General features: G+C 62.0%; 20 protein-coding genes and 2 tRNA genes. 15 read left to right on the top strand and 7 right to left on the bottom strand.

The features are described 5' to 3' along the window. The first annotated feature begins 83 nt into the window (after nucleotides 1–83). Entirely contained in the window at nucleotides 84–560 is a 477-nt protein-coding gene (greA, locus tag AC1RBA_RS26305; RefSeq protein WP_034757428.1) for a transcription elongation factor GreA, read from the top strand. Continuing rightward, a complete protein-coding gene (locus tag AC1RBA_RS26300; RefSeq protein WP_492420344.1) occupies nucleotides 560–1,003 on the top strand; it encodes a DUF4149 domain-containing protein in 444 nt (147 codons plus the stop codon). The genes greA and AC1RBA_RS26300 overlap by 1 nt, the downstream gene beginning before the upstream one ends. A 201-nt stretch (nucleotides 1,004–1,204) precedes the next feature. Here AC1RBA_RS26300 and AC1RBA_RS26295 read toward each other — a convergent pair whose 3' ends face one another. Then, nucleotides 1,205–1,675 carry a YhbY family RNA-binding protein gene (locus tag AC1RBA_RS26295; RefSeq protein WP_010397237.1) on the bottom strand — a complete coding sequence of 157 codons (471 nt, stop codon included), beginning with the start codon at nucleotides 1,673–1,675 and terminating at the stop codon, nucleotides 1,205–1,207. Between the two features lie 42 nt (nucleotides 1,676–1,717). Here AC1RBA_RS26295 and AC1RBA_RS26290 point away from each other — a divergent pair, with 42 nt between their 5' ends. The 6 genes from AC1RBA_RS26290 to AC1RBA_RS26265 all read left to right on the top strand — a co-directional run bounded on the left by AC1RBA_RS26290 (nucleotide 1,718) and on the right by AC1RBA_RS26265 (nucleotide 7,190). Then, nucleotides 1,718–2,401 carry an RlmE family RNA methyltransferase gene (locus AC1RBA_RS26290; protein WP_070219517.1) on the top strand — a complete coding sequence of 228 codons (684 nt, stop codon included), beginning with the start codon at nucleotides 1,718–1,720 and terminating at the stop codon, nucleotides 2,399–2,401. 202 nt (nucleotides 2,402–2,603) lie between these two features. Further along, nucleotides 2,604–4,484 (top strand): ATP-dependent zinc metalloprotease FtsH, encoded by a 1,881-nt coding sequence (gene ftsH / locus AC1RBA_RS26285; protein WP_035817778.1) that lies wholly within the window; start codon nucleotides 2,604–2,606, stop codon nucleotides 4,482–4,484. A 115-nt stretch (nucleotides 4,485–4,599) separates the two neighbouring features. Further along, nucleotides 4,600–5,433 (top strand): dihydropteroate synthase, encoded by an 834-nt coding sequence (gene folP / locus AC1RBA_RS26280; protein WP_230505425.1) that lies wholly within the window; start codon nucleotides 4,600–4,602, stop codon nucleotides 5,431–5,433. A 38-nt stretch (nucleotides 5,434–5,471) separates the two neighbouring features. Then, nucleotides 5,472–6,809 carry a phosphoglucosamine mutase gene (glmM, locus tag AC1RBA_RS26275; RefSeq protein WP_099408642.1) on the top strand — a complete coding sequence of 446 codons (1,338 nt, stop codon included), beginning with the start codon at nucleotides 5,472–5,474 and terminating at the stop codon, nucleotides 6,807–6,809. A 135-nt stretch (nucleotides 6,810–6,944) separates the two neighbouring features. Then, nucleotides 6,945–7,021: transfer RNA gene (locus AC1RBA_RS26270), tRNA-Pro, on the top strand. 94 nt (nucleotides 7,022–7,115) lie between these two features. After that, nucleotides 7,116–7,190 (top strand) — tRNA-Arg (locus tag AC1RBA_RS26265). Between the two features lie 71 nt (nucleotides 7,191–7,261). Here AC1RBA_RS26265 and AC1RBA_RS26260 read toward each other — a convergent pair. From AC1RBA_RS26260 to AC1RBA_RS26250, 3 genes are all read right to left on the bottom strand, one after another. Next, nucleotides 7,262–7,441 (bottom strand): hypothetical protein, encoded by a 180-nt coding sequence (locus AC1RBA_RS26260; RefSeq protein WP_492420342.1) that lies wholly within the window; start codon nucleotides 7,439–7,441, stop codon nucleotides 7,262–7,264. Nucleotides 7,442–7,600: 159 nt separating this feature from the next. Then, nucleotides 7,601–8,167: a PEP-CTERM sorting domain-containing protein gene (locus tag AC1RBA_RS26255; protein WP_070300314.1), complete on the bottom strand. Its 567-nt coding sequence runs from the start codon at nucleotides 8,165–8,167 to the stop codon at nucleotides 7,601–7,603. Nucleotides 8,168–8,469: 302 nt separating this feature from the next. Further along, on the bottom strand, nucleotides 8,470–9,021 hold the full coding sequence (locus AC1RBA_RS26250; RefSeq protein ID WP_175444744.1) for a GbsR/MarR family transcriptional regulator: 552 nt from the start codon (nucleotides 9,019–9,021) through the stop codon (nucleotides 8,470–8,472). A 137-nt stretch (nucleotides 9,022–9,158) separates the two neighbouring features. On the opposite strand from AC1RBA_RS26250, the gene cydD reads away from it, so the two are divergent. The 6 genes from cydD to AC1RBA_RS26220 all read left to right on the top strand — a co-directional run bounded on the left by cydD (nucleotide 9,159) and on the right by AC1RBA_RS26220 (nucleotide 17,807). Continuing rightward, entirely contained in the window at nucleotides 9,159–10,859 is a 1,701-nt protein-coding gene (cydD, locus tag AC1RBA_RS26245; RefSeq protein ID WP_492420340.1) for a thiol reductant ABC exporter subunit CydD, read from the top strand. Beyond that, complete coding sequence (locus tag AC1RBA_RS26240; RefSeq protein WP_492420338.1) at nucleotides 10,856–12,538, top strand: amino acid ABC transporter ATP-binding/permease protein; 1,683 nt, start codon at nucleotides 10,856–10,858, stop codon at nucleotides 12,536–12,538. The genes cydD and AC1RBA_RS26240 overlap by 4 nt, the downstream gene beginning before the upstream one ends. Nucleotides 12,539–12,663: 125 nt before the next feature. Further along, nucleotides 12,664–14,241, top strand: coding sequence for a cytochrome ubiquinol oxidase subunit I (locus AC1RBA_RS26235; protein WP_489627974.1), 1,578 nt, complete (start codon nucleotides 12,664–12,666; stop codon nucleotides 14,239–14,241). Between the two features lie 13 nt (nucleotides 14,242–14,254). Then, nucleotides 14,255–15,409 (top strand): cytochrome d ubiquinol oxidase subunit II, encoded by a 1,155-nt coding sequence (gene cydB, locus AC1RBA_RS26230; RefSeq protein ID WP_492420336.1) that lies wholly within the window; start codon nucleotides 14,255–14,257, stop codon nucleotides 15,407–15,409. A 173-nt stretch (nucleotides 15,410–15,582) separates the two neighbouring features. Then, nucleotides 15,583–15,708, top strand: coding sequence for a cytochrome bd-I oxidase subunit CydX (gene cydX / locus AC1RBA_RS26225; protein ID WP_070222085.1), 126 nt, complete (start codon nucleotides 15,583–15,585; stop codon nucleotides 15,706–15,708). A 539-nt stretch (nucleotides 15,709–16,247) separates the two neighbouring features. Then, nucleotides 16,248–17,807: a methyl-accepting chemotaxis protein gene (locus AC1RBA_RS26220; protein WP_492420334.1), complete on the top strand. Its 1,560-nt coding sequence runs from the start codon at nucleotides 16,248–16,250 to the stop codon at nucleotides 17,805–17,807. Between the two features lie 61 nt (nucleotides 17,808–17,868). On the opposite strand, the gene AC1RBA_RS26215 is transcribed toward AC1RBA_RS26220, so the two are convergent. Beyond that, nucleotides 17,869–18,048 carry a hypothetical protein gene (locus AC1RBA_RS26215; RefSeq protein WP_070222083.1) on the bottom strand — a complete coding sequence of 60 codons (180 nt, stop codon included), beginning with the start codon at nucleotides 18,046–18,048 and terminating at the stop codon, nucleotides 17,869–17,871. A 165-nt stretch (nucleotides 18,049–18,213) separates the two neighbouring features. On the opposite strand from AC1RBA_RS26215, the gene AC1RBA_RS26210 reads away from it, so the two are divergent. After that, on the top strand, nucleotides 18,214–18,933 hold the full coding sequence (locus AC1RBA_RS26210; protein WP_492420332.1) for a hypothetical protein: 720 nt from the start codon (nucleotides 18,214–18,216) through the stop codon (nucleotides 18,931–18,933). A 2-nt stretch (nucleotides 18,934–18,935) separates the two neighbouring features. Here AC1RBA_RS26210 and AC1RBA_RS26205 read toward each other — a convergent pair whose 3' ends face one another. Together AC1RBA_RS26205 and AC1RBA_RS26200 are read right to left on the bottom strand one after the other, a co-directional pair. Beyond that, entirely contained in the window at nucleotides 18,936–19,310 is a 375-nt protein-coding gene (locus AC1RBA_RS26205) for a DUF1294 domain-containing protein (RefSeq protein WP_070222081.1), read from the bottom strand. 59 nt (nucleotides 19,311–19,369) lie between these two features. Then, a complete protein-coding gene (locus AC1RBA_RS26200) occupies nucleotides 19,370–19,936 on the bottom strand; it encodes a methylated-DNA--[protein]-cysteine S-methyltransferase (RefSeq protein WP_492420330.1) in 567 nt (188 codons plus the stop codon). Between the last annotated feature and the right edge of the window lie 43 nt (nucleotides 19,937–19,979).

Here is a 19,979-nt window from a genome sequence, read left to right as displayed (position 1 = left end):
TCTGTGGTTTTCACTTGGTAAGTCCGTTAACCGTGGCAAAACACGGACAACGGCGCCGATAACTAGCAGATAGTAGAGATAACATGACCTCAGTCCCATTGACCAAATACGGCGCAGAACTTCTGAAGGAAGAGCTGCATCATTTGAAGACCAAGGAACGCCGCATCGTCATCGATGCGATCGCCGAAGCGCGTTCGCACGGAGATTTGTCGGAAAACGCCGAGTACGATGCCGCCAAGGAACGCCAGGCCTTCGTCGAAGGCCGCATCGCCGAGCTCGAAGGCAAGCTGGGTGCAGCACAAATCATCGACCCGACCGCGCTCGACGCGGAAGGCCGCGTGGTGTTTGCCTCGACCGTGAACCTGGAAGACCTGGAATCGGGCCAGAAAGTCACGTACCAGATCGTGGGCCTCGATGAAGCCGACCTGAAAATGAACAAGGTGTCCGTGACGTCCCCGATCGCCCGCGCGCTGATCGGCAAGTACGCCGGCGACGTGGTGGAAGTGCAGGCGCCGTCCGGCCCGCGCGAATACGAGATCCTGGAAGTACTGTACATCTGATGCTGGGCCGCGTGCGCTTCCTCGTTGCCACCCTGTGGGCGGGCAGCCTGTGGACCATCGGCTTCATCGTGGCGCCCACCCTGTTCGGCACCCTGAGCGACCGCGTGCTGGCCGGTAATATCGCCGGCAGCATGTTCCGCGCCGAGGCGTGGCTGTCCATCGTCTGTGCGCTGGTACTGCTGGCCTTGCTGCAATGGGCGCCCGGTGCGCTGGAGCGCAAGCGCCGCCGCCTGCTGGGCGCGCTGGTGCTGTCCATGCTGGTGTGCGCTTTGCTCAGCCATTTCGGCATTTCGCCGCTGATGGCCGAACTCAAGGCGCAAGCGCCGTCGGGCATCATGGACGAGGCCATGCGCAGCCGCTTCGGCATGCTGCATGGCGTGTCGACCCTGATCTTTGCCGTGCAGAGCTTGCTGGCGGGCGTGCTGATCTGGAAGCAGCAGTAATCGCTGGTGTTTGTCGGATTACGCGCTGCGCGCTAATCCGACCTACATGACTGATGGTCGATATCGTAGGTCGGATTAGCGGCGCCTTGGCGCCGTGTAATCCGACAAGCGCAATTGCAATAAAAAAGCGGAGCAGGGGATATCCCGTGCTCCGCTTCTTGTTTCAAGCCCGGCTGCCTTGCGGTGGCCGGGTGAACAGGCTTACTTGCTGCCCAGTGCGCTTTTCTTGGCGCTTTTCTGACGTGGCTTGGCACGCTTGATGGAACCGCCTTCGGTAACGCGCTCATTGCCCTTGATCATGACTTTCGTCACGCTGGGGCGCTTGGTGCCGCTGGCGCTGGCCTTGACGATGGTCACTTCGCGCATGCCTTTGCCGGCGCTGACCTTCTCCTTAACCACTTCTTTTTTCGGACGGTAGATTACCAGCAGTTTGCCAATATGTTGTACCGGGGCGGCGCCGAGATTGCCGCAAATCGTATCGTACATTCCGACGCGGGCTTCGCGGTCGTCGCCGAACACGCGGACTTTAATCAGGCCGTGCGAATCCAGGCCAAGGTCGATCTCTTTGAGGACAGCAGGTGTCAAGCCCGCTTCGCCAATGATGACGATAGGCTTCAGCGCGTGTGCTTCGGCGCGCAGTGCGCTGCGCTCTACGGGTGTAAGTTTTAGCATAATAATATTTAGTAATTCCCTTAAAAGCAGTATTCTACGCGAATGGCAAAGAAGAAATTAAACAAAAACTGGTTGCACGACCACATAAATGATCCTTATGTGAAGTTGGCGCAAAAAGAGGGCTACCGCGCCCGAGCAGCATACAAGCTCAAAGAAATCGATGAAGACGAGAAACTGATCAAACCTGGCCAGGTGATTGTCGACCTTGGTTGTACTCCCGGCAGCTGGGCCCAGTACACGCGGCGCAAGCTGGCCGGCAAGGATGGCGGCGGGGTCAATGGTACCCTGATTGGCCTGGACATGCTGGAAATGGAGCCGATCGCCGATTTCCACTTCATCCAGGGCGACTTCCGCGAAGCGCGCGTATTGCGCCAGCTGGAAGTGGTGTTGCAAGGCCGCAAGGTCGATCTGGTGCTGTCGGACATGGCGCCCAACCTGTCGGGCATTGCCACGGCGGATGCCGCGCGCATGGAGCATCTGATCGACCTGGCCATCGAATTTTCGCAATTGCACCTGAAGCCGTCTGGCGTATTGCTGGTGAAATGCTTTAAAGACATGGGTTTCAGCCAGATCGTGGAGAAATTCCGCGCTGAATTCAAGGTCGTGGTACAGAAAAAGCCGAAGGCCAGCCGCGATAAATCGTCGGAAATCTTCCTGATGGGCCGTGGAATCAAGAATCCGCTGAAAAATGCCGTAGAAGAAGATGATCCCGCCCTTGATATTTAAGAGGGAATCCGCACATGGGAACGAGAAGTGCAGTAGCGTCTGATGGCATAAAAGCCTAAATTGTTTATACTGCATTTTTTTGCGTGAACGCGGTTTTTTCGCGCGCACGGATCGGCGGGCTTTGGCACGGCCCGCTTATTGCGAGTAAAATCGTGTTTCTAGCTATAGGTAAAGAGATGCGCACTGCATCCAAGGAGTCTTCGTGAATAACATGTTTTCCAAATCTGCCATCTGGGTAGTCGTATTGCTGCTGTTGTTCATGCTGTTCAAGCAATTCGACAGTCATGGCGCCACAGGCGGCAGCAAGGCCATCGCTTATTCCGATTTGCTGGATGAAGTCAAAGCCAAGCGCGTCAAGGATGTCGTGATCGAAGGTTCGTCGATCACCGCCAAGCTGATGGACGACACCAAGGTGCGTACCACTGCCACCAGCCTCGACAAGGGCCTGATCGGCGACTTGCGCGACAATGGCGTGCATTTCGATGTGCGTCCGCCCGAGGAAGCGTCTTTCCTACAAACTATTTTTGTTTCCTGGTTCCCCATGCTGCTGTTGATCGGCGTCTGGGTCTTCTTCATGCGTCAGATGCAAGGCGGCGGCAAGGGCGGGGCATTCTCGTTCGGCAAGTCGAAGGCGCGCATGATGGATGAAGCCAGCAACACCGTCACCTTCGCCGATGTCGCCGGTTGCGACGAAGCGAAAGAAGAAGTCAACGAAGTGGTCGACTTCCTCAAGGATCCGAGCAAATTCCAGAAACTGGGCGGCCGTATTCCCCGCGGCGTGCTGATGGTAGGTCCTCCTGGCACGGGTAAAACCCTGCTGGCGCGCGCCATCGCCGGCGAAGCCAAGGTGCCGTTCTTCTCGATTTCCGGTTCCGACTTCGTGGAAATGTTCGTCGGCGTCGGTGCCAGCCGCGTGCGCGACATGTTCGAAAACGCCAAGAAACACTCGCCGTGCATCATCTTCATCGATGAGATCGACGCTGTCGGTCGTCACCGCGGTGCCGGCATGGGCGGCGGCAATGACGAGCGCGAACAGACCCTGAACCAGTTGCTGGTCGAGATGGACGGTTTTGAAGCGAACTCCGGCGTCATCGTCGTGGCCGCCACCAACCGCGCCGACGTGCTCGACAAAGCCTTGCTGCGTCCGGGCCGCTTCGACCGCCAGGTGTCCGTCGGCTTGCCCGATATCCGCGGCCGCGAACAGATCTTGAACGTGCATATGCGGAAAGTGCCTATCGGTACTGACGTGAAAGCCGATATCCTGGCCCGCGGCACCCCCGGTTTCTCGGGCGCCGACCTGGCCAACCTGGTCAACGAAGCAGCCTTGTTCGCCGCCCGCCGCAGCAAGCGCCTGGTGGAAATGGCTGACTTTGAAGATGCGAAAGACAAGATCTACATGGGTCCGGAGCGTAAATCGATGATCATCCGCGAGGAAGAGCGTCGCAATACGGCTTACCATGAGTCCGGTCACGCCGTCGTCGCCAAGTTGCTGCCGAAAGCCGATCCCGTGCATAAAGTGACGATCATGCCGCGCGGCTGGGCCCTGGGCCTGACCTGGCAGTTGCCGGAACACGACAACTTGTCGGCCTACAAGGACAAGATGCTGGAAGAAATTTCCATCCTGTTCGGCGGCCGTATCGCCGAAGAGATCTTCGTCGGACAGATGTCCACGGGCGCCTCGAACGACTTCTCGCGCGCCACCAAGCTGGCCCGTTCCATGGTGACCCGCTTCGGCATGTCCGACAGCATGGGCGTAATGGTCTACGAAGACAGCGAAAACGAAGGTTTCTTCGGTGGCGCCACCAAGACGATCTCGGAAGCGACCCAGCAAAAGGTCGATGCTGAAATCCGCAACATTCTCGACAAGCAATATGCTTTGGCGCGCACCTTGCTGGAAGGCAACCGCGACAAGGTCGAAATGATGACGAAAGCGTTGCTGGAATGGGAAACCATTGATGCAGAGCAAATCAATGACATCATGGCCGGCCTGGAGCCACGTCCACCGAAAGTCATTCCGCCACGCCGCAATGCGGGCGACAGCGGCACGGGCGGCATCTCGCCAAACGTGACGGCACCAGCCTGATTAGTGCCGCCCTGACGGGCGGCACGCAATGGGATGGCAAGAACGAGGGTAAGGAGCAATCCTTGCCCTTTTTCGTTGCCGCAGCAGTTTTTTCCTGACGACTACAAAGATTCACATGCGACACTATTTGCAATTCGGCCGTTTCGGCTTCAACCTGTCCGGTGCGCAGGCGCTGGTGATGGGCATCCTGAACATCACGCCCGACTCGTTTTCCGATGCGGGCCAATACCAGCACCTGGAATTTGCCCTGTCGCGCGCTGAGCAGATGATGCTTGATGGCGCCGACATCATCGATATCGGCGGCGAATCGAGCCGCCCCGGCGCGCCGCCGCTGCCGCTGCACGATGAGTTGCAGCGCGTCATGCCGGTGCTGTACGCCTTGCGCGACTGCGGCAAGCCCTTGTCCGTCGACACGTACAAGCCGGAAGTCATGCGCGAAGCCATCCTGGCGGGCGCCGACATGATCAACGACATCAACGGTTTTCGCGCGCCAGGCGCCATCGAGGCCGTGCGGGACAGCGATTGCGCGCTGTGCATCATGCACATGCAAAACGTGCCAGAAACCATGCAAGCCCAGCCGCAGTACGACGACGTGGTGCGCGAAGTCATCGACTTCCTGCGCGAACGCATCGACACCATGACGGCGGCCGGCATCGCCCGCGAACGCCTGTGCGTCGATCCCGGCTTCGGCTTTGGCAAAACGGTGGAGCAGAACTACGCTTTATTGCGTGCCACGCGCCAGCTGCGCAGCGAGCTGGACCTGCCTGTGCTGGCGGGCCTGTCGCGCAAGTCGATGATCGGCGCCGTGACGGGACGTCCCGTCGAGCAGCGCCTGGCCGGCAGTGTTGCCGGTGCGCTTGCGGCGGTAGCGCAAGGCGCGGAAATTATTCGTGTGCATGATGTAGCAGAAACCGTCGATGCCCTGAAGGTCTGGCGCATGGCGCACTGAAGCTGTAAGATTCATTATAAACAACAAAAGAGAAATTTATGACGCGTAAATATTTTGGCACCGATGGCATCCGCGGCCTGGTGGGCACCGCTCCGATCACCCCCGATTTCGTCATGCGCCTCGGTTATGCGGCCGGCAAGGTGCTGGCCAAGTCGGAGGGCGGCAAGGCGCGTCCGACGGTACTGATCGGCAAGGACACGCGCATTTCCGGCTACATGCTGGAAGCGGCGCTGGAAGCGGGCCTGTCGGCCGCAGGCGTGGATGTGATGCTGGCCGGCCCCATGCCGACGCCGGCGATCGCTTACCTGACGCGGGCACTGCGCCTGTCGGCCGGTGTGGTCATTTCCGCCTCGCACAATCCGTATCACGACAATGGCATCAAGTTCTTTTCCGGCCAGGGCACCAAGCTGCCCGACAGCGTGGAACTGGAAATCGAGGCGGCGCTCGACGAGCCCATGGCTTGCGTGGCGTCGGACAAGCTGGGCCGCGCCAAGCGCCTCGACGATGCCCAGGGCCGCTACATCGAATTTTGCAAGAGCACCTTCCCGAACGAGCTGGACTTGCGCGGCCTGAAGATCGTCGTCGATTGTGCGCATGGCGCCGCCTACCATATCGCGCCGCACGTCTTCCATGAGCTGGGCGCGGAAGTCATCGCGATCGGCAACAAGCCCGATGGCTTCAACATCAATGCGGGCTTTGGCGCCACGGCAACCAAGGCCATGGCCGAAGCCGTCGTCGAGCACGGCGCGGACCTGGGCATCGCCCTTGACGGCGACGCCGACCGCCTGATCATGTGCGACGCCACGGGCCGCTTGTACAACGGCGACGAATTGTTGTACGTCATGGTCAAGGACCGTCTGGCGACGGGTCCCGTGGCCGGTGCCGTCGGCACGTTGATGACGAATATGGCGCTGGAAGTGCTGTTCAAGCAGCAGGGCATCGGCTTTGCGCGCGCCAAGGTGGGCGACCGCTACGTGCTGGAAGTCATGAAGGAAAAGGGCTGGATACTGGGCGGCGAGGGCTCGGGCCATTTGCTGTGTCTGGACCGCCACACGACGGGCGACGGCATCGTCTCTGCGCTGCAAGTATTGTCCGCGCTCAAGCGCAGCGGCCAAAGCCTGCAGCAATGCCTGGCCGAACTGGTGCTGTTCCCGCAAACCCTGATCAATTTGCGTGTGGCGCCCGGTTTCGACTGGCAGAAAAATGCCGCCATGGTGGCCGAGAAGGAACTGGTCGAGGCCGAACTGGGCGACACGGGCCGCGTGCTGATCCGCGCTTCGGGCACCGAGCCGCTGATCCGCGTGATGGTGGAGGCGAAGGACAAGGAGAAGGCCGAGTCGATGGCGCGCCGCATCGCCGACAAGGTCGCCAGCTGAAAACGCCCAGGGTGGCGTTGCACTGCCTTGCCCTGTACGTTTTCAGCAAGCGCCCAAGCGGGAGTGATAGTTATTTCCATCTAATTCGCCTGGGGCAATTGACGAAATTGGGTGGGGGCGTTATTATCTTGTCTTCGGAGTGTGGCGCAGCCCGGTAGCGCACCTGGTTTGGGACCAGGGGGTCCAAGGTTCGAATCCTTGTACTCCGACCAAAGTCATAAGCGGGCTGTCAGAAATGACAGCCCGTTTTCTATTGTGCGACGCCTTGGCATTGCTGGCGCGCATAGACTAAAATGCTGCACCTTTCCGCCCATCGTTCAACGGATAGGACAACGGTCTTCTAAACCGTGAATGGGGGTTCGATTCCCTCTGGGCGGACCAGTTCATGCTGGTCATGCACGCGACAGCCTGTCGCATTGCCATCACTCTTCATCTTTTGCCTGCCTGCCGTGTCACGGCTGCGCAAACAGTACCACGCTCAGCAAATACAACAGCGGCGCCGCGCACAGCAGCGCGGATAGTAGCGACCCCATTTTCTTGCTGGACAGCCGGGCCAGGCGCAGCCGTTCCCGCGCGGGCAAGTGCTGGCGGATCACGCTGCGCGCGCGTAGCTGAAACGGTTGTTCGTGCATGAGATCTCCCTCGTCGATCAGCAGTGGATGCCGTCGAGCATAGCGAGAGGGATCTAAAAATGGTGTAAAAAGCGTGCCTGGCGCCGCAAGCGCGGCGTAAAGATGCGGCTGGAATGGAGGCGGCAGCGGGCGATGGTGCGCCGCTGCCGCTGGTGATGCTTACTTTCCCTGGCGGCGGCGTGCCAGGAAGCCCAGCAGGCCCAGGCCGGCGAGCAGCATGGCATAGGTTTCAGGTTCCGGCACGGCGGAAATGAAGGCCCTGTAGTTGCTCAGATCCTTGGGCAGGCCTTCCACCGTGAACGTGGTGCCGGCAGCCACTGGCGCGGCCCAGTGGAACACCAGTTCGCCCTGGCCGAAGTGGATGGCCAGATAGTCATAGGCGGCCGCGCTCGTATAGGAATTGACCCCGCCGCTCAAGCCTGCCGTGGTGCCGGCAGTGCAGCCCGAAGTGGCGCTGTCGCAATACGAAACGGCGGCGCCCAGGCTGCTGCCGAACACGCCATTGATGTAGCCCTGGATGTCCGAGGGGCTCTGCGGCACCAGATTATCGTCATAATATTTCACTTCCAATGCCGGTGATGGCGAATAGGTGACGGTGCTGCCGGCGATGACGAAACCGCTGGCCGGCCCCACATCGACCCAGGTGGCCGCTTGCGCTGCACTTGCCAGTACGGTCATTGCGGCCAGCATGGATGCCTTGACGGCAATGCTTTTTATGCTTTTCATGAAAATCCCCTTGTGCTTGAGACAGTTGCTACATCGTGTAGGGATACGCCCCTGCCTGCCGGGGAAGTCATCCCATTGCCCGTTTTTAGCTGCTATTTCCTGCGCGTATTGAGTACGCAAATGCAAGCTTACTCTTGATGTAAATTAATACAATTTTAATAATTCTATTGGTTTGCTTGACAACATCGCATACGGCTATGTATGGATGTGCCAGCGATGGCCAATATAACGTTAGGAAATAGCGTGACAAGACGCGCCAGCTTGTGCTAGCGGCGTCTTGCGTGGGAAGAGGGGGGCGGGTTTCAGTCGCTGTTGTTGCTGACGCCAAACAGGCGATCCTTGGCGTTGAGCAGCTTTTGTACCTTGGCGCCCATTTTCATCAGTTGCGCCATCGATTCGGGCGACAGGCGCTGCAAGTCGTCGAACCAGGTGTTGGCCAGGTCGACCAGTTCATACATTTCGCGCATGCGCTCCTGGGCATATTGATCCACGGGTTCCGTGGCCGGCGCCAGCAGCGCTTCGCGCAGCACCGTCAGGGTCGGGGCCACCTCGCGGCGGCGCCGCTCGGCGGCCACCACGCGGAAGATTTGCCACACGTCGCCCAGCGAGGAAAAATATTCGCGCCGGTCGCCGGGGATGCGCGACTGGCGGATCAAGCCCCAGCCCTGCAATTCCTTCAGGCCGATGCTCACGTTCGAGCGCGAAAAACTCAGGTGCTCCGCGATTTCATCCGCGTGCAAAGGATGCTCCGCGACAAACAACAAGGCGTACACTTGCCCCACCGTGCGGTTAAAGCCCCAGCGGCTGCCCATCTCGCCGAAATGGCTGACGAAGGTCAGGATCAGCGGCGTCATTTGGATATTTTGAGTTTTCATAATTATCTGAATTTTTTCACGCCAAACCGCCAGGGTCAATTGATATATGTCATGTTTCGCAGTATTATACAAAAAATCGAATTTACAGAAAATTCTGAAAACTCAAAAAATATAAGATGACGACCTCGCCACTGTCCTTGCCCCGCTTTATTCTTCCCCGTGCCGCCAGTCTGGCGCAAGGCGGCGCCGCCTTGCTGTGGCTGCCGCAAGCGGCCTTGCTGGCCTGGGCCGTCCAAGCCATGCTCGATGGCGCGCCGTGGCGCGCGGCCCTGTTGCCGGCCGCTGGCGTGCTGCTGCTGGGCATGCTGCGCGCCGGCTGCGAAGCATGGGGCGCGCGGAGCATGTATGCGGCGGCGCGCGCGCACCTGTCCACCTTGCGCGGGCAAGTGGCGCAGGCGCTGGCGCGCCGTTCGCCGCTGGACCGCCAGCGCGCCCAGTCAGGCCAGGCGGCCAGCGTCATCGCCGAGCAGGCCGAAGCCATCGTGCCGTATCTGGTGCGCTACAAGCCGGCGCGCTGGAAAGTCATGCTCGTGCCGCTCGTGATCCTCGCCGTGGTGACGCCGCTGTCGTGGATCGCCGCCTTGATCCTGCTCATCGCCGCGCCCCTGATTCCCGTCTTCATGGCCCTCGTGGGCATGGGCGCGCAGGCGGCCAGCCGCGCGCAGATGGTGGAAATGGGCAGCATGAACGCCTTTCTGCTGGACCGCCTGCGCGGCCTGGCCACCTTGCGCGCGCTCGATGCCGTCGATGCCACGGCCGCGCGGCTGGACGCCTCGTCGCAATCCGTGCGCCGGCGCACGATGGTGGTGCTGCGCATCGCCTTTTTGTCGTCCGCCGTGCTGGAACTGTTTTCCGCGCTGGGCGTGGCCATGGTGGCCGCCTTCATCGGCTTCTCGCTGCTGGGCAGCCTCGATTTCGGCACCTGGGGCCGCGAACTGAGCCTGGGGCAGGGCTTGTTCATCCTGCTGCTGGCGCCCGCGTTCTTCGAGCCGCTGCGCGAGCTGGCCGCCGTCTGGCACGACAAGGCGGCCGGCGAGGCGGGCCTGGCCGGACTGCACGATCTGGCCGCCGAGGGCGTGCCTTTGCCGGGCTTTGGTGCGGAAGTTGCCGCCGTCTCCGCCGCCGCCATGGCGGTGGCGCCGCCGCCTGCCATTGACATCCATCAACTGCGCTTTGCCCATCCCGGCGAAGCGCCCGTGTTCGACGGCTTGGACTTGAGCGTGCGCGCCGGCGAACACGTGGCCCTGCTGGGCGCCAGCGGCGCCGGCAAGACCACCTTGCTGTCCCTGCTGGCCGGCTTGCTGCCCGCCGGCGGCGGCGACATCCGCATCGGCGGCGTGCGCCTGAATGACGGTACCGTCAATACCGTGCGCCAGCGCATGGCCTGGATGGGCCAGCGTCCGCACGTGTTTGCCGCGTCCGTCAGCCAGAACGTGACACTGGGCCGGGCAGGTGCGAACGCCGCGCACGTGACGCAGGCGCTGCACCTGGCCGACCTGACCAGCGTGGCGCAGGCGCAGCCGGCCGTCATGCTCAGCGATGGCGGCCAGGGCTTGTCCGGCGGTGAAGCCGTGCGCCTGGCCTTGGCCCGCGTGGCCGTGCATCCGCATGCGGACTTGTTGCTGGTCGATGAGCCGACGGCCCACCTGGACAGCGAAACGGCGGCGCGCGTCACGGACGCCTTGCTGGCCCTGGCAAAAGGCAAGACGATGCTTGTCGCCACGCACGACCCCGTGCTGGCTGGCCGGCTGCAGCGCACGGTGCAAGTTGATGCCCAGGCGCATGCGCAGACGCAGAAGGCAGAGGCGCGCGCATGAAAACATCGCTGATATCGCACCCCGTGCTGCGGCAATTGCTGCTGGCCCAGCCCCGCAAGCTGATCGGGGGCGCCGTGCTGGCGGCCCTGACGGCCGTGGCCGGCATGGCCTTGCTGGGCTTGTCCGGCTGGTTCATCACGGCCACCTCGATCGCCGGCTTGCATGCCTCGACGGCCATCCTGTTCGACGTGTTCGGCCCGTCGGCCGGCATCCGCCTGCTGGCCATCGGCCGCACTGGCTCGCGCTATGCGGAGCGCCTCGTCACGCACGACGCCACGTTCGCCGCCCTGGCGGCCATCCGCGTGCAGCTGTTTCGCGGCTGGTCGCGTCCGGAAGCGGCCAGCCGCCTGCTGCGCCAGCCCGCCAGGCTGCTGTTCCGCCTGACGGCCGATATCGACGCGCTCGAATCGCTGTATCTGCGCCTGCTGGTGCCCGCCTTCACGGCACTGTGCGTGGCCCTGCTGGCCGGCGTGGCGTTGGGCGTGATGCAGTGGCAGCTGGGCCTGGGCCTGGCCGCGTGGCTGCTGGCCGCCGGCGGCGGCATCAGCTGGCTTCTGGCGCGCGGCGCCCGCCGTCCCGCCATCGTGCGTACACGCGCCATCGAAAAACTGCGTTCCGCCACCATCGACCTGGTGGCGGGCCAGACGGACCTGGTGATGGCGGGCCGCATCGACGCCCAGTGCGCCGCGCTGGGACAGATCGACCGCTCGCTGGCGCAAGCCGATGTTGCCCTGCTGCGCCTGGAGACGGCGGCGGGCGCTGCATATGGCGTGGCGGGCAGCGCGACCCTGGCAGGGGTGCTGCTGGCCGTGGCCGCGCTGGTGCAGCAGCAGGCGCTGAACGTGCCGCTGGCAGCCCTGGCCCTGTTGATTGCATTGACAGCCGTGGAACCGTTTGCGGGACTGCGCCGCGGCGCGCTGGAAGCGGGGCGCATGCTGCTGGCCATGCGCCGCCTGGCGCCGCGCCTCGATGCTCAGGAGATCGCAGTGCCGCCGGCTGACAGCGCACCGGGCTTGCGCCTGGAACATGTCAGCGCCGCACATGCGGGCAGTGATGTCGCCATCTTGCACGACGTATCGCTGCACATCGGCGAGGGCGAACGCGTGGCCTTGATCGGCCCCAGCGGCGCGGGCAAGTCGACCTTGCTGGCCATCGCCGCGCGCGAGCTGGCGCCGTTGTCGGGCACGGTGCACGCGGGCCGCGCCTGTTTGTTCACCCAGAAGACGGAACTGTTCCAGGACAGCTTGCGCGACAACCTGCGCTTGGCCGCCCCGTCCGCCAGCGATGCGCAGCTGTGGGCGGCGCTGCAGGCGGCCGGCCTGGACGACGAGGTGCGGGCCTTCGCGGACGGCCTCGATACCATGCTGGGCGAGGGCGGCCTGGGCTTGTCGGGCGGCCAGGCGCGCCGGTTGGCACTGGCGCGGCTGTTCCTGCACGCATCGACCTTGTGGCTGCTGGACGAGGCGACGGAAGCGCTCAATGCGCAGACGGCGATCGATGTCCTGCAGCGCCTGGGCGCGCGCTGCGAAGGGCGCAGCTTGCTGATCGCCACCCACTTGCGGCGCGAAGCAGCGCTGGCGGACCGGCTGGTCAGCCTGCGCGATGGCCGTATCGTCGGCGACGCGCGCCGTGGCACGCCAGCCTTCGAGGCGGCGCTGGCGGGCCTGCGCGCAGATTAAGGCATCAAGGAACGACTGGAGGCACAGGCGGCGCTGCCTGACAGCTTTGCAACAACAGCGCCAAGCGAAACAGCATCAGATAGATACCAAGTTTACACACAGTAGGGAAATACCAAGGAAATCATATGGACTTCGATATTGTCGCTTTATCCAGACTGCAGTTCGCGCTGACAGCTCTGTACCACTTTATATTCGTTCCGCTGACGATAGGGCTGTCAGTGATCCTCGCCATCATGGAGACGGTCTACGTGATGACGAACCGCCCCATCTGGCGCGACATGACCAAGTTCTGGGGTGTCTTGTTCGGCATCAACTTCGCCATGGGCGTGGCGACGGGCGTCGTCATGGAATTCCAGTTCGGCATGAACTGGAGCTATTACAGCCATTATGTGGGCGACATTTTCGGCGCGCCGCTGGCCATCGAGGGCTTGATGGCTTTCTTCCTGGAAGCGACCTTCGTCGGCCTGTTCTTCTTCGGCTGGGACAAGCTGTCGAAGCGGGGCCACCTGGTCACCACCTGGCTGGTGGCCATCGGCTCGAACTTCTCGGCCCTGTGGATTTTGATCGCCAACGGCTGGATGCAAAATCCCGTCGGCGCGGCCTTCAATCCGCAGACCATGCGCATGGAAGTGACGGATTTCGGCGCCGTGCTGACGAATCCCGTGGCACAGGCGAAATTCGTGCATACGGTGTCGGCCGGCTACACGGCGGCGGCGATCTTCGTGCTGGGTATTTCCGCCTGGTATCTGCTGAAGGGCCGCCACGTGCAGCTGGCCAAGCGCTCGATGACGGTGGCCGCCTCGTTCGGCCTGGCCGCCACCTTGTCGGTGGTGGTGCTCGGTGACGAAAGCGGCTACCTGTCGTCCGAACATCAAAAGATGAAGCTGGCCGCGATCGAAGCCATGTGGACCACGGAGCCGGCGCCCGCCGCCTTCACGGCCATCGGCTTTCCCGACGCGAAAGCGCGCGAGACGCATTACGCCGTGCACATCCCGATGGTGATGGGCTTGATCGGCACGCGTTCGCTGACGACGGAAATCCCCGGCATCGAGCAATTGGTCGACCGCGGCGAGCTGCTGATCCAGGATGGCATCAAGGCGTACGACGCGCTGCAAACCATCCGCAGCGTGGCGCCAGGTGCGCCTGTGCCGCAAGAGGCGAAAGACATGTTCGAGTCGAAAGGCCAGTCCATGGGCTATGCCTTGCTGCTGAAACGCTATGTCGACGATCCGCGCCAGGCCACGCCCGAGCAGATCCGCCAGGCCGCGCTCGACACCGTGCCGCCCGTGGGGCCCTTGTTCTGGTCCTTCCGCGTGATGGTGGGCCTGGGCATGTTCTTTATTTTGCTGACCGGCACCTTCTTCATCCTGTCGACACGCCGCACCCTGGACAAGCATCGCTGGCTGCTGAAGCTGGCCGTGTTCGCCATCCCGTTGCCGTGGGTGGCCATCGAGGCGGGCTGGATCGTGGCCGAAGTGGGCCGCCAGCCGTGGGTCATCGAAGGCGTGCTGCCGACGGCCGTGGCCGTCTCCAACCTGGGGGCGTCGACGCTCCTGATTACCATCGCCGGCTTTGCCGCCATCTACACCGTGCTGTTGATTATCGAAATGAAGCTCATGCTCAAGGCCATCCGCAAGGGGCCGGAAGAGACGCCGCGGGCTCCCGTGCCAGCGGCCGCAGCCATTCATACTCAACGCGCCTGAGGAGGGCCAGACCATGATTTTGCATGAAATGATTTCGTATGAAACCCTGCGCCTGATCTGGTGGTTGCTGATCGGCATCCTGCTGGTGGGCTTTGCCATCACGGACGGCTTCGACCTGGGCACGGGCATGCTGCTGCCGTTTGCCGGCAAGACGGACCTCGAGCGCCGCGTCATCATCAACAGCATCGGACCCGTATGGGAAGGCAACCAGGTGTGGCTGATCCTCGGCGGCGGCGCCATCTTTGCCGCCTGGCCGCAGCTGTACGCCGTCTCGTTCTCGGGCTTTTATCTGGCCATGTTCGTCATCCTCGTGGCGCTGATCGTGCGTCCCGTCGCCTTCAAGTTCCGCAGCAAGCGCGAAGACCCGCGCTGGCGCGCCCGCTGGGACGCGGCCCTGTTCGTGGGCGGCTTCGTGCCGGCCCTGATCTGCGGCGTGGCCATCGGCAACGTGCTGCAGGGCGTGCCGTTCCGTTTCTCGCCGGACATGCATATCTTCTATGATGGCAGCTTCTTTGCGCTGCTCAACCCGTTCGCCTTGCTGTGCGGCCTCGTCTCGGTGGCCATGCTGGTGATGCACGGCGCCACCTGGCTGCAAGTGAAAACGGACGGTGCCGTGGCGGAACGTTCGCGCCGCTACGGCAGCGTGGCGGCAATCGCCACGGTCGTGCTGTATGCGGCAGCCGGCGCGGCCTTGTGGCTGTGGGTCGATGGCTACCGCGTCACCAGCGCCGTCGTCGTCGACGGCCCGTCGAACCCGATGCTGAAAACGGCGCAAGTGCACGTGGGCGCCTGGTTCCTCAACTTCGCCGCCCACCCGTGGACCTGGATCGCCCCTGCGGTCGGCTTGCTGGGCCCCTTGCTGGCGTTCGCCTTGCTGCGCGCGCGCCGCGAAGTGCCCGCCTTGCTGGCCAGCGCGGCCAGCATCGCCGGCATCATCCTCAGCGTGGGCGCGGCCATGTTCCCGTTCATCCTGCCATCGTCGATCGACCCGCGCGCCAGCCTGACGGTGTGGGATTCCTCGTCCAGCCACATGACCCTGTTCATCATGCTGGTCGTCACCGCCGTCTTCATTCCCCTCATCGTGGCGTATACGACGTGGGTGTATAAAGTGCTGTGGGGTAAGGTTGACGGCAAAGCCATCGAAGACGACAGCGGTCACGCTTATTGAGAACACCTGACTAAACCTACTGCGCGTCGCCCTTTGCGGCCGGCGATGCTCACCGTACTGGAGTACGGTTGCGCTTCTCGACCACAAATCGCTGCCGCTCGCTACGGTTTTGTTAGGTGTCGTTAGTTTGATCGTAAAAACGATCAAGCTGGAATTGAAGAAAGGAAATAATTATGTGGTACTTCGCCTGGATACTGGGTCTTCCGCTGGCGGCGACGTTCGCCGTGCTCAATGCGATGTGGTATGAAGTCGCCGATGGCGACACGACGCCCGAGCAGTACCGCGACACGCCGAACTAGTCGCGCCTGAATTTGATCTGCCCCGCCCGGTGCAATGGTTTTGCCATTGCCGCCCGGCGGGGCATTTTTATGGTTTTTCGCGGATTTCAGTCAAGCAAATCCCGCCATGCCGTGAAAGAGGAAAGATTTGTTGTACGGCCAACACGGTATTCGCCGCCGTACCGGCAGAACTTCACTGAGCCTTGCCGAACGCACGGCTTTTTCATTGCCGGCTCCCTGCATTGTCATCGACGCGACGTACGTCCGCGGATCGGGCCCGTCTGCACAGGCGGAAATTCGCTAACACTTGCCCTTGCACACTTCACGTCATTTGATAATAAATTTGTGATTTTTGTTTTATTTTTGTTGTTTTCATTTATTTTTATTAAATTTACTTTAAATCGCCAAAGCTTAGCTGTAAAATAAGTTGCTTTATATAAATATAAAGTGACGAGTTGGCAAGGAATTTGACTTCGAATGATCGCCTCTCACTCATGCGAGAGCAATGTCATCTCGGTAGCTGAACCAGAGGCAAGCATAGTTAATTCAAGGAAAATATTATGAGCATGATAAGGGGACTCAAGCTAACGCACCGGCTGGCTGTACTGATTGTGATCTTTTCGGTCGGTTTCATCCTCTATGGCCTGTGGTCGTTCAAGACTCTGCAAGAATGGAAAGTGAACGGCCCTGTTTATCAGAAAATAGTGCAAAGCAAGGATCTGATTGCGGACGTGTTGCCACCGCCGGAGTACATACTGGAATCCTATCTGGTCAGTTTTCAGCTGCTGGCGACCGAGGATCGTGCCGAACAGGCGCAGTTAATCGCACGATTTAACACGCTCAAACGTGATTACGATGAGCGCCATGCATTCTGGAAGGGCGCGACACTGGATGCCGATATCGCCGGGCTGCTGCTGAACAAGGCGCATGCGCCGGCGCTGGCCTTCTACACGGTTGCACTGCAACAGTTCATCCCCGCAATAGAGGCACAGGACAAGGCCAGCGCCACCGTTGCGATGAAAAAAATGACGATCAGCTACGCCCAGCATCTGCAGGCCATCAAGCAACTGGTCGAGATGACCAGCCAACGCGCGTCGGCGATAGAGGCGGATTCGAGCGCGCGCATCACGGTGGCGGGCAGCTTGCTGTTGGCGATACTGCTGGTTTCGCTGGGCACGGCGATTGGGGTGGCTGTGCTCATTAGCAAGAGTATTACCAAGCCACTGCAGGACGCCGTGCACGTTGCCCGCGTTGTCGCTTCCGGTGACCTGCGCAGCCATATCGCGACCGACTATCGCGACGAGCCGGGCGAATTGATGCGTGCTCTGAAAAGCATGACGGAGAGCCTGCGTCATACGGTGGGCCGTGTGCGTGGCGGTACTGAAACCATCTCGACTGCCTCGCAGGAAATTGCTGCTGGCAATTTGGACCTCTCGGCCAGAACCGAGGCTCAGGCCGGTGCACTGGAGCAAACATCGTCGGCGATGCAGCAGTTAACCAGCAATGTGCAGCAGAATGCCGAAAGCGCTCAGCAAGCCAATCAACTGGTTTTGTCGGCTTCAGCGGTAGCGGTGCAGGGCGGGCAGGTGGTCGAACGTGTCGTCGCGACCATGGTATCCATCAAGGACAGCTCGAACCGTATCGTCGAGATTATTTCCGTGATCGACGGCATCGCGTTTCAAACGAATATTCTGGCCCTGAACGCGGCTGTCGAAGCGGCGCGCGCCGGTGAGCTGGGGCGCGGTTTTGCTGTCGTCGCATCGGAGGTGCGCGCCCTGGCGCAACGTTCCGCCACGGCCGCCAAAGAGATCAAGCAGCTGATTGCCGAGTCGGTCGAAAAAGTCGAGCTTGGCAGCAATCTGGCCGATGAAGCGGGCGGCACGATGAAGCAAATCGTCTCCTCTGTCCAGCAAGTCGCGGGCATCATGGGGGAAATCGCCGTCGCCAGCCAGGAACAAAACGATGGCATCAAACAGGTGAATCAGGCCATCAGTCAGATGGATGCAGTGACCCAGCAGAATGCCGCCCTGGTCGAGCAGTCGGCGGCGGCGGCGGCCAGCATGCAGGAGCAGGCGGACAGCATGATGCAGGACATGCGCGTGTTCAAATTGCTGGCGTGACCTTGGTGGCCGGCCTTGTGCAACCGGGGCCGCGCCTGGCCGGCCAGGAAAGGCAGGGGACTCAGGCCGGCGACTTGCTGACCGGTTTTGGGGTGGCAATGGCGATCGGGTCGCTGGCCGGAAAGCTCTCCTTCAGCGCTTCATCGAGCGCTTCCTCGGCGTGGCTTTCGCCCGCCGGCGTGGGCGAATCGCGCTCCGGTGGCGGGGCGGGCGTGGTGGCGGCGTTGGTGCTGGAATGCATGATATTCCCCTCGCGGTGGTGCGCCATGGGGCCGGGGTGGTCTTGGCGCGGACTGATGCATCCAGCCTAGCACATCGCGCAGGAATGGCGCGCAGGATGCGCCTGCCGCAGGGGCGGATGGCGGCGTCTGCTACACTGCGCTCCACTTTGACCGACGGAATTGCCATGACTTCCCTATCCCTGCCGTACCGCGCCACCGCACTTGACGCCTGTGCCTGGCTGGCGCAACAGACGGGCACCCCGTGGACCCTGGCGCGCCTGCTCGAGCAGGGCGGCTTGCCGTTTATCTGGCTCGACTACAGCGCAGCCTGGGCCGAGCTGTTCCATGACGGCGTGACGCGCTATGCGGCGCCCGTCGTGTTCATCGAGGACAAGCAGCACCTGGCCGCGGGCGCCGGTGATGTCTGGCTGCGTTTTACGCGCGACTCGGGCAATCTCCCCATTGAACTCAAGGGGCAGGGCTTGCGCGTGCCGCTGGACGGCTTGCACTTCCAGGAGCGCGACCTGTTGCGTTTGCTCAAGGAGTTGCAGCATCCGCAGCCGGTCGACACGGCAGCGGACAAGGCGCCCGTGGTCTTGCCCAGCGCCTTGAAAGGCCTGGGGCGCGAGCAGATTTTGATTGCCTTCGCCAGCGTGGGCAAGGTCGACCTGGACCAAGGCATGGCCAGCGGCGTGGGCATCTTTGGCGACGATGGCGCGCGCGTGCGCAAGAATTCGCGTGGCGGCAAGAACAGCCACCTGTGGCATCCGGTGACCCTGGCGTTCGGCTTGCACGATGTGCACCGCGTGCCGATGGCGCATTTGAAAAAGGCGTTCGCCACGCAACCGTTGCTGCGCGACTGGAAGGCGGACTGGCTGGAATCGCTGCGCCTGCTGGGAGAGTGACCTTATAACTCGATGGGGGCGACGTCCGTGCCGATATCGGGCGCCGCGTAATGCATGCTGAAATACACGAAAGCGCCGATATTGAGGGCGACCGTGATCCAGAACACGATGCGGAACGAGCGCTTGCTGGACTTGTGGCGCAGCCATTGCTGGGCCAGCACGGCGCCCGGCCAGCCGCACAGCAGTCCCAGCAGCAGCAAGGTGCGCTCCGGGGTGCGCCAGCGGCCCTCCTTGGCGGCGGACTTGTCGATCGCATAGGCAACGAAGCATCCCAGGCTCAGCACGCCATACACGAGGGCAACCAGGGCGGGGATGTGGAAAAAGAAGGTGGCGAGTAAGTACAGTACGACAAAGAACGCGATGACAAGGTAAGGCATAGGATGTGTTGGCTTGAACGGAGGGCGTGAGTATCCCACATGGGGAGCGATGGCGCCGCCTAAAATAAACAGCCTTGCGCCGTATCGACATGCACGGCGCGGCGGCGGGCGTGGCCCGTTTTCAGCGCTTCGCGGTCGCTGGACAGGGCGATGCCTTCCAGCGCCAACAGGGTTTCCTTGGCATGCAGACCGCCCGCAAAGCCCGTCAGCTCGCCCGTGGCACCGACGACGCGGTGGCAGGGGGCGATGATGGAAATGGGATTCTTGCCGTTGGCGGCGCCCACGGCGCGCACGGCGGCGGGGCGGCCGATCTGGCGCGCGATCTCGCCATAGCTGCGCGTCTGGCCATACGGTATCGTCAGCAGCGCGCGCCAGACTTCCTGCTGGAATGGCGTGCCGGCAAAATCGAGCGGCACCTCAAAATGCTGGCGCGTGCCGGCAAAATATTCATCCAGCTGGCGCGCCGTTTCCTGCAGCACGGCGCAACCGTCATCGACGCGCATCGCGCCCATGCGCACGCGGTTCGGCTTGTCGTTTTCCCACAGGATGGCGGCCAGGGCTTCCCCGCGCGCCACCAGGGTCAGCTCGCCCACGGGCGAGGGCACCACGATGCAGTCGTATTCCATGTTGGTTCCTTGATCAGATGGCGCCAGTGTAGCAGGCTGGCGG

This window comes from Janthinobacterium sp. GW823-FHT03B06, from assembly GCF_058796955.1.
This window is presented reverse-complemented; position numbering and strand designations above follow the sequence as displayed.